The sequence below is a fragment of the Pseudomonas folii genome (assembly GCF_014357575.1).
GTDB classification, from domain to species: Bacteria; Pseudomonadota; Gammaproteobacteria; order Pseudomonadales; family Pseudomonadaceae; genus Aquipseudomonas; species Aquipseudomonas folii.
Genome location: NZ_JACONW010000188.1, coordinates 1 through 9,005 on the forward strand (window position 1 = coordinate 1; position 9,005 = coordinate 9,005).

The 9,005-nt window shown below is 57.7% G+C and carries 7 protein-coding genes; all 7 read left to right on the forward strand.

The window, feature by feature from the left end:
- Window positions 1–195 precede the first annotated feature (195 nt).
- The 7 genes from glpD (at window position 196) to aauR (ending at window position 8,859) form a co-directional block, all read left to right on the forward strand.
- Window positions 196–1,734, forward strand: a complete 1,539-nt coding sequence (gene glpD, locus H8S59_RS24255) for a glycerol-3-phosphate dehydrogenase (RefSeq protein WP_187523064.1) — start codon at window positions 196–198, stop codon at window positions 1,732–1,734.
- Window positions 1,735–2,254: 520 nt separating this feature from the next.
- On the forward strand, window positions 2,255–3,169 hold the full coding sequence (locus H8S59_RS24260; RefSeq protein ID WP_095101306.1) for a glutamate/aspartate ABC transporter substrate-binding protein: 915 nt from the start codon (window positions 2,255–2,257) through the stop codon (window positions 3,167–3,169).
- 98 nt (window positions 3,170–3,267) lie between these two features.
- A complete protein-coding gene (locus H8S59_RS24265; RefSeq protein WP_187523065.1) occupies window positions 3,268–4,014 on the forward strand; it encodes an amino acid ABC transporter permease in 747 nt (248 codons plus the stop codon).
- A complete protein-coding gene (locus H8S59_RS24270) occupies window positions 4,014–4,685 on the forward strand; it encodes an amino acid ABC transporter permease (protein WP_049826995.1) in 672 nt (223 codons plus the stop codon). The genes H8S59_RS24265 and H8S59_RS24270 overlap by 1 nt, the downstream gene beginning before the upstream one ends.
- Window positions 4,682–5,416: an amino acid ABC transporter ATP-binding protein gene (locus H8S59_RS24275; protein ID WP_087269085.1), complete on the forward strand. Its 735-nt coding sequence runs from the start codon at window positions 4,682–4,684 to the stop codon at window positions 5,414–5,416. Before H8S59_RS24270 ends, H8S59_RS24275 begins: the two co-directional genes overlap by 4 nt.
- Window positions 5,417–5,483: 67 nt before the next feature.
- Window positions 5,484–7,367 (forward strand): two-component sensor histidine kinase AauS, encoded by a 1,884-nt coding sequence (gene aauS, locus H8S59_RS24280; RefSeq protein WP_095101310.1) that lies wholly within the window; start codon window positions 5,484–5,486, stop codon window positions 7,365–7,367.
- Window positions 7,368–7,530: 163 nt separating this feature from the next.
- Window positions 7,531–8,859, forward strand: coding sequence for a two-component response regulator AauR (gene aauR, locus H8S59_RS24285; protein ID WP_187523066.1), 1,329 nt, complete (start codon window positions 7,531–7,533; stop codon window positions 8,857–8,859).
- The last annotated feature ends 146 nt before the right edge of the window (window positions 8,860–9,005 follow it).

Below are 9,005 nucleotides of genomic sequence, written 5' to 3' on the forward strand. Positions count from 1 at the left end.
ACCGCTCCCACAGGAACAGCGCCTCCCTTCCCCTCCGCGCACATCATCATGTTCACTTTTGTTCCTTTCTCTCCTCCCAATCAGTATTTTCAATGACAACTGACTGGAAGCCCCTGCGTTATTGAGCTATGATTTTCGGAAATGAACATTAATGTTCGAATTCGTTATCCGAACAATAAACTCAGGAGGCCACCGATGCCCCATTCCAACGTGTCTACACCGCCACTTTCCGAGGTCTACGACATCGCCGTTATCGGTGGTGGGATCAATGGTGTCGGGATCGCAGCGGATGCCTCCGGTCGCGGTCTGTCGGTTTTTCTGTGTGAAAAAGACGATCTGGCCAGCCACACCTCTTCTGCCAGCAGCAAATTGATCCACGGTGGACTGCGCTACCTGGAACATTACGAATTCCGTCTGGTGCGTGAAGCATTGGCAGAACGTGAAGTGCTGTTGGCCAAGGCACCGCACATCGTCAAACCGATGCGCTTTGTCCTGCCACACCGCCCACACCTGCGCCCCGCGTGGATGATCCGCGCCGGTCTGTTCCTTTATGACCACCTGGGCAAGCGCGAGAAGCTGCCAGGTTCCCGCAGTCTGCGTTTTGGCAGTGACAGCCCGCTGAAATCGAACATTACACATGGTTTCGAATACTCTGACTGCTGGGTCGACGACGCCCGCCTCGTGGTGCTCAACGCCATGGCTGCTCGTGAGCAAGGCGCGCACATCCATACTCAGACGCGCTGCCTGAATGCCCGCCGTACCAACGGCCTGTGGCACGTGCACATGGAGCGCGCCGACGGCACGCTTTTCTCGATCCGCGCCAAGGCGCTGGTCAATGCTGCCGGTCCCTGGGTGGCCAAGTTCATTCGCGATGATCTGAAGCTGGATTCGCCTTACGGCATTCGCTTGATTCAGGGCAGCCACTTGATCGTGCCGAAACTGTACGAGGGTGAAAACGCGTTCATTCTGCAGAACGAAGACCAGCGCATTGTGTTCGCGATTCCTTATCTGGAACGCTTCACCATCGTCGGCACCACGGACCGCGAATATCAAGGCGATCCGAACAAAGTCGAAATCACCGACGGCGAGATGGACTACATGCTCAAAGTGGCCAACGACCACTTCAAGAAGCAACTGAGCCGCGATGACGTTCTCAGCACATGGTCCGGTGTTCGTCCGCTGTGCAATGACGAGTCTGACAACCCTTCCGCCATCACCCGCGACTACACCTTGTCGCTGTCCGGTGGCGGTGATGAAGCACCGATCCTTTCGGTATTCGGCGGCAAGCTGACCACCTATCGCAAGCTGGCAGAGTCGGCGATGGCGCAACTGGCTCCATTCTTCAAACAGATGAAGCCGAGCTGGACAGCCAAAGCCAGTCTGCCAGGTGGTGAAGACATGACCACCCCGGCCGAACTGGCTAACCAATTGACCAGCCGCTTTGCCTGGCTGCCTGGCGAAATCGCACAACGCTGGTCTCGCACTTACGGGAGCCGCACCTGGCGCCTGCTGGAAGGCGTACAGAGCATTGCCGATCTGGGTGACAATTTGGGCGCAGGCTTGTACACCCGGGAAGTCGATTACCTGTGCAGCACTGAATGGGCGACGACTGCCGATGACATCCTGTGGCGCCGCAGCAAGCTCGGCCTGTTCATGACCGCTGAAGAGCGCGAAGGTGTTCAGCGGTATCTGGACACCGTAGCCCATAATAAAGGCGCGTTCGCAGCGGCTTGATAAGCCCTTTCTGTTTTTTGCTTGTTGGCGAGGCGTTATATCTGTGTACGCAGGTTTAACGTCTCGTCACTCTCATTAACCAGCATGCAAACTACAGGATTGAAATGCATTTTCTGTAGGAGCTGCCGAAGGCTGCGAATCATTTATCCTGACACACCGTGATCGCAGCCTTCGGCAGCTCCTACAGTTGCTATGTTTGCCACGCGACAGAGCGGTGCCAATTGCGACGCAGTTTCAAAACCCAGAGACTTCGCCCCATTCGGATTTCCGAACACCCCTCCCCCATTAGTTCGGCATCCCGGACGCCAGCCATTACCCCGCCAAACACGACGCCTTCTTAAAACCTTAAAAATCAAGACGTTAACCCCCAATAAACAGCTTGGCACGCCTCCTGCTCTGTAATAAGCAGTCGATCGCTTTGACCGTAGCCTGTTTCCTGTCGGCCGCTGTTGGAGCATGGACCGAAGAGGCGGCCGCCAGGTAGCAGGCCCCATAAAAAAAATAATCCGAGGTATAACCGATGCGCATCGTTCCCCATCTTCTGGGCGCAGCAATTGCTGCTGCTCTGATCAGTTCTCCAGTTTTTGCCGCCGAATTGACCGGTACCCTGAAGAAAATCAAAGAGTCCGGCACTATCACCCTCGGTCACCGCGACGCTTCGATCCCCTTCTCTTACATCGCTGATGCTTCCGGCGTGCCGGTTGGCTACTCCCACGACATCCAGCTGAAAATCGTCGAAGCCATCAAGAAAGACCTGGACATGCCGGACCTGAAGGTCAAGTACAACCTGGTCACTTCGCAAACCCGTATCCCGCTGGTGCAGAACGGCACTGTCGACGTTGAATGTGGCTCGACCACCAACAACGTTGAGCGCCAGCAACAGGTCGACTTCTCGGTCGGCATTTTCGAGATCGGTACCCGTCTGCTGTCCAAAGCAACTTCGGAATACAAGGATTTCGATAACCTGAAAGGCAAGAACGTTGTGACCACCGCGGGCACCACGTCCGAGCGCATCCTCAAGTCCATGAACGCTGACAAGCAAATGGGCATGAACGTGATCTCGGCCAAAGACCACGGCGAATCCTTCCAGATGCTGGAATCGGGTCGCGCAGTAGCGTTCATGATGGACGACGCCTTGCTGGCCGGTGAAATGGCCAAAGCCAAGAAGCCGACTGACTGGGCTGTCACCGGCACACCTCAGTCGTACGAGATTTACGGCTGCATGGTGCGTAAAGGCGATGAGCCGTTCAAGAAAGCCGTCGATGACGCCATCGTTGCGACCTACAAGTCGGGCGAGATCAACAAGATCTACGAAAAGTGGTTCCAGGCTCCGATCCCGCCAAAAGGCTTGAACCTGAACTTCCCGATGAGCGACGAGCTGAAAAAACTGATCGCTGAACCGACTGATAAAGCGGCTGACGACAAAAAGGCTTAATCGCCAATAACCAAATCGTCAATAAAAAAGCCTGAGACCGCACCGCGCGGTTTCAGGATGCCGTGCATGCATCTGGATCGATCAGAGGGGAGACCCTGATGAATTACAACTGGGACTGGGGCGTATTCTTCAAGTCCGCTGGCGTTGGCAACGAAACCTATCTGGACTGGTTCATCTCAGGTCTGGGCTGGACTATCGCCATTGCTGTCGTTGCCTGGATCATTGCCCTGCTGCTGGGCTCCGTGCTCGGTGTCATGCGCACTGTGCCGAACCGTGTGGTGGCTGGCATTGCCACGGTCTATGTGGAAATCTTCCGTAATGTGCCGCTGCTGGTGCAGCTGTTCATCTGGTACTTCCTGGTACCGGACCTGCTGCCCGAAGGTATGCAGGAGTGGTACAAGCAAGACCTGAACCCGACGACCTCTGCATTTCTCAGCGTAATCGTTTGTCTGGGTCTGTTCACCGCTGCACGGGTGTGTGAACAAGTGCGCACCGGTATCGAAGCGCTGCCTCGCGGCCAGGAGTCTGCGGCCCGCGCCATGGGTTTCAGCCTGCCGCAGATCTACTGGAACGTGCTGCTGCCACAGGCGTACCGGATCATCATTCCGCCGCTCACCTCCGAATTCCTCAACGTGTTCAAGAACTCGTCGGTGGCGTCGTTGATCGGCCTGATGGAATTGCTCGCGCAGACTAAACAGACCGCCGAGTTCTCCGCCAACCTGTTCGAAGCCTTCACCCTGGCGACACTGATCTACTTCACCCTGAACATGAGCCTGATGTTGCTGATGCGCCTGATCGAGAAGAAAGTCGCTGTGCCCGGACTGATCTCCCTGGGGGGCAAATAATGGATATGGACTTCTCTGGAGTCGTTCAAGCCATTCCCGGCATGTGGAACGGCATGGTCATGACCCTGCAATTGATGGTCATGGGGATCATCGGCGGTCTTGTGCTGGGCACCATTCTGGCCTTGATGCGCTTGTCATCGAGCAAGTTGCTGGCCAACGTGGCCGGTGCCTACGTCAACTACTTCCGCTCCATTCCGCTGCTGCTGGTCATCACCTGGTTCTATCTGGCGGTGCCGTTCGTGCTGCGCTGGATTACCGGCGAAGACACGCCCATCGGCGCGTTCACCTCCTGCGTCATTGCGTTCATGATGTTCGAGGCAGCCTACTTCTGCGAAATCGTCCGCGCCGGTGTGCAGTCGATTTCCAAGGGCCAGATGGGTGCAGCCCAGGCGCTGGGCATGACCTACGGGCAGATGATGCGGTTGATCATCCTGCCTCAGGCCTTTCGCAAGATGACCCCGTTGCTGTTGCAGCAAAGCATCATCCTGTTTCAGGACACCTCGCTGGTTTACACCGTAGGCCTGGTGGACTTCCTCAACGCCTCGCGGGCCAGTGGCGACATCATTGGCCGCGCCAATGAGTTCCTGATCATCGCCGGTCTGGTGTACTTCACGATCAGCTTTGCCGCCTCGTTGCTGGTGAAGCGTCTGCAAAAAAGGTTCGCCGTATGATTTCCATCAAAAACGTTAACAAGTGGTATGGCGACTTCCAGGTGCTGACTGATTGCAGCACCGAGGTCAAAAAAGGCGAAGTGGTCGTCGTCTGCGGCCCGTCGGGCTCCGGCAAATCGACCCTGATCAAATGCGTGAACGCCCTGGAACCGTTCCAGAAAGGCGACATCATTGTGGACGGCACTTCGATTGCCGACCCGAAAACCAACCTGCCGCAATTACGCTCCCGGGTTGGCATGGTGTTCCAGCATTTCGAACTGTTCCCACACCTGAGCATCGTTGAAAACCTGACGATTGCGCAGATCAAAGTGTTGGGTCGCAGCAAGGAAGAAGCGACTGAAAAAGGCCTGAAGCTACTGGATCGCGTTGGTCTTTCCGCCCACGCCAACAAGCATCCCGGCCAACTGTCCGGCGGTCAGCAACAGCGTGTGGCGATTGCCCGCGCACTGGCCATGGACCCGATCGTGATGCTGTTCGACGAACCGACCTCGGCACTCGATCCGGAAATGGTCAACGAAGTCCTCGACGTGATGGTGCAACTGGCTCAGGAAGGCATGACCATGATGTGCGTGACCCACGAAATGGGCTTCGCTCGCAAAGTGGCCAACCGCGTGATCTTCATGGATCAGGGCCAGATCGTTGAAGACTGTGAGAAAGAAGAGTTCTTCGGTGATGTCAGCGCCCGTTCCGAACGTGCGCAGCAGTTCCTCGCCAAAATCCTTCAGCACTAAAAGCGACACCTTGCAGCGGCCCGGTGCTTTGAAGCATCGGGCTGCTGTTCGGCTCAGGACGACTGTGATGAAATGCGACCCCAATCTTTATCGCGCCGCGCCGCCATCACTTGCCGTGAAACCCCGTCTGATTCGTCACCTGTTTCTGCCGCCGTTGATCATCGTGCTGATGTTCGGACTGGGCTACGTCGCCTATTTGATCAGTGAACACTACGGCATCAAGACCCTGAGCGAGAGCGGCGAACGCCAGCTTGAGCTGCACGCCCGCACCCTCGAAAGTGAAATCAACAAATACACTTATTTGCCCAGCGTGCTGGAGCTGGAGTCCAGTGTTTCAGCACTGCTCAACGACCCAACGCCCGAGCTGCGCAGCGAGGTCAACGATTACCTCGAAGGCCTGAACCGCCGCAGCCGTAGCCGGGCAATTTACGTACTAGATACCTCTGGCCGGGTACTGGCCACCAGTAACTGGCGCGATGCCGACAGCTATCTGGGTGAAGACCTGTCATTCCGCGCCTATTTTCAGGATGCCGTGCGCGGCTTGCCGGGACGCTTCTACGGTATCGGCAGCACCACCGGTGAACCTGGTTATTACCTGGCGCACGGCCTGGAAGAGAAAGGCAAGATCGTCGGCGTGGCGGTGATCAAAGTGCAGCTCGAAGCCTTGGAGCAACGCTGGCAACGTGCGCGACTGGAGGCCTTCGTCAGTGACGAGAATGGCATCATCATTCTCTCCAGCGACCCGGCCCGCCGTCTGAAATCGGTACGCCCGCTCACGCCGGAAATCAAAGAGCGCTTGGCCCGCAGCCTGCAATATTACTGGTGGCCACTCAACGAACTGGTGCCGCTGGAGCGCGAGTTGCTTTCGGAGGGAGTGGAGAAGCTGACCTTCCCCGCCAACGTGAGCGTCGACCTTGAACACAAACAGGTCAGCTATCTGGCCCAGACCCGCCAGCTCAGCGATACACCCTGGCACCTGACATTGCTGACGCCCCTCGAAGACCTGCGCCGCGAAGCCGGTAGCCAGGGCATGCTGGTCGCAGTGGCCTGTGCATTAGTCGCGTTCCTGCTGATCGCCTGGAATGAGCGTCGCAAAGTCCTTTCGACGCGGCTTGCCGCACGGGAAGCGCTGCAAGCGGCCAATGACGAACTGGAGCGTAAGATTGCCGAACGCACCGAGCATTTGCGCGCCAGCAACGAACGCCTCAAGGGTCAGATTCGCGAACGTCGGCAGGCTGAAGACACCTTACGCAAAGCTCAGGACGAGCTGGTTCAGGCTGGCAAGCTGGCGGCGATCGGGCAGATGTCCACCAGCATTGCCCACGAGCTGAACCAGCCGCTCGCCGCGCTGCGCACCTTGTCCGGCAATACCGTGCGCTTCCTCGAACGGGGCGCGCTGGATACCGCCAGCACCAACTTGCGCACCATCAACGATTTGGTCGACCGCATGGGCCGCATTACCGCCAGCCTGCGCGCATTCGCCCGTCGAGGCGATGACAAGGGCCAGGCGAAGCTGAGCAAAGCCATCGATGCGGCGCTGCAACTACTGGCGCCCCGCCTGGAAAACTTTTCTCTTGAATTGCACCAGCTGTGTGCCGACGCCGAGCTGATGATTGACCAGACCCGACTTGAGCAGATACTGGTCAACCTGATCGGCAACGCCCTGGACGCCATGCACGCGCAGCCTTTGCCGGAGATCTGGCTTGAAGGCTCAGTGATCGAAGGTCGTTACTGCCTGCGGGTCCGGGACAACGGCCACGGCATAGATGACGAAACCCGCAAGCATCTGTTCGAACCGTTCTTCACCACCAAACCCGGCGAACAAGGTCTGGGGCTGGGCCTCACCCTCTCCGCCAGCCTCGCTGCAGCAACCGGTGGCAGCCTGAGCGCTGAACAGCCGGAGAGTGGTGGTACCGAGTTTGTGTTGTGGTTGCCGGTGGTGGCTGGATGATCGCCGCGAACCTGTGGGAGCGGTGCTTGCCCGCGATAAGTACGCTGCGGTCCAAAGTGAATTGCGTCCAGCCTTATCGTCGGAATGCCGCCCAGACCAAGCACCGCTCCCACAGGGCATCATTCCAATCAAAAATTTTCGTCGCGCCTGATGAGACCTTCAAATGACCACTGACCTGACCGTACTCATCGTCGAAGACGACCCTCACGTCTTGCTTGGCTGCCAGCAGGCGCTGACGCTGGAGGACATTCCCAGCGAAGGCGTGGGCAGTGCCGAAGAAGCATTGGCACGGATCGGCGATAACTTTGCCGGAATTGTGATCAGTGATATTCGTCTGCCGGGCATCGACGGACTGGAGCTGCTCAGTCGTCTCAAGGCCCGCGACCGCAGCCTGCCGGTGGTGTTGATCACCGGTCATGGCGATATCTCCATGGCAGTAAATGCCATGCGCGACGGCGCTTACGATTTCATGGAGAAACCCTTCTCCCCTGAACGCCTGGTAGAGGTCACCCGGCGCGCCCTTGAGCAACGGGGTCTGGCGCGGGAAGTCTGGTCCCTGCGCAAGCAACTGGCCGAGCGCGATTCCCTTGAAGGCAAAATCATCGGCCGCTCCCCCGCCATGCAGAATCTGCGCGCATTGATCGCCAACGTTGCCGATACCTCCGCCAACGTGCTGATCGAAGGTGAAACCGGCACCGGTAAGGAACTGGTCGCCCGCTGTCTGCACGATTTCAGTCGTCGTCATCAGCAACAGTTCGTCGCGCTCAACTGTGGTGGTCTGCCGGAAACACTGTTCGAAACGGAAATCTTCGGCCACGAATCCAATGCCTTCACGGGCGCGGGCAAGCGGCGCATCGGCAAGATCGAACACGCGCACAACGGCACGCTGTTTCTCGATGAAGTGGAAAGCATGCCGATCAACCTGCAGATCAAATTGCTGCGGGTGTTGCAGGAGCGAACGCTGGAACGTCTCGGCTCCAATCAGAGTGTCGAAGTGGATTGCCGGGTGATCGCTGCCACCAAATCCGATCTCGATGAGCAAAGCAAAGCGGGACAGTTTCGCAGCGACCTGTATTACCGGCTGAACGTGGTCACGCTGGAATTGCCGCCGTTGCGGGAGCGTCGTGAAGACATCCTGCAACTGTTTGAACATTTCCTGCAGTTGTCGGCGTTGCGTTTTGATCGCGAGACACCGGAGCTGGACCCGCATACGTTATCGAGCCTGATGAGCCACGACTGGCCGGGCAACGTACGGGAATTGCGCAACGTCGCCGAGCGCTACGCCCTGGGGTTGCCCGCTTTCAAGAAACCCAACGCCAATCCGGAAGAACCTCAAAGCCTGGGCTTCGCCGAAGCCGTGGAAGCCTTCGAGAAAAACCTGCTCAGCGAAGCCCTGCAACGCAGCGGCGGCAACCTGAGCCAGGCCAGTCAGGAACTGGGTATGGCCAAGACCACGCTGTTCGATAAGGTCAAGAAATATGGGCTGGGGTAAATCGCTTCGGTAGGTGCCGCCCCGGTTTTATGTGGGAGCGGTGCTTGCCCGCGATAAGGCTGGACGCAATCTAAAGTGAATCGCGTACGGCCTTATCGCGGGCAAGAACCGCTCCCACATGAATCGCAGCTGTTCAATGACTCTAT

Excerpts from the sequence above, each read along its gene's own strand:
- glpD (WP_187523064.1), top strand. The coding sequence starts at position 196 with ATGCCCCATTCCAACGTGTCTACACCGCCACTTTCCGAGGTCTACGAC.
- H8S59_RS24260 (WP_095101306.1), top strand. The coding sequence starts at position 2,255 with ATGCGCATCGTTCCCCATCTTCTGGGCGCAGCAATTGCTGCTGCTCTG.
- H8S59_RS24265 (WP_187523065.1), top strand. The coding sequence starts at position 3,268 with ATGAATTACAACTGGGACTGGGGCGTATTCTTCAAGTCCGCTGGCGTT.
- H8S59_RS24270 (WP_049826995.1), top strand. The coding sequence starts at position 4,014 with ATGGATATGGACTTCTCTGGAGTCGTTCAAGCCATTCCCGGCATGTGG.
- H8S59_RS24275 (WP_087269085.1), top strand. The coding sequence starts at position 4,682 with ATGATTTCCATCAAAAACGTTAACAAGTGGTATGGCGACTTCCAGGTG.
- aauS (WP_095101310.1), top strand. The coding sequence starts at position 5,484 with ATGAAATGCGACCCCAATCTTTATCGCGCCGCGCCGCCATCACTTGCC.
- aauR (WP_187523066.1), top strand. The coding sequence starts at position 7,531 with ATGACCACTGACCTGACCGTACTCATCGTCGAAGACGACCCTCACGTC.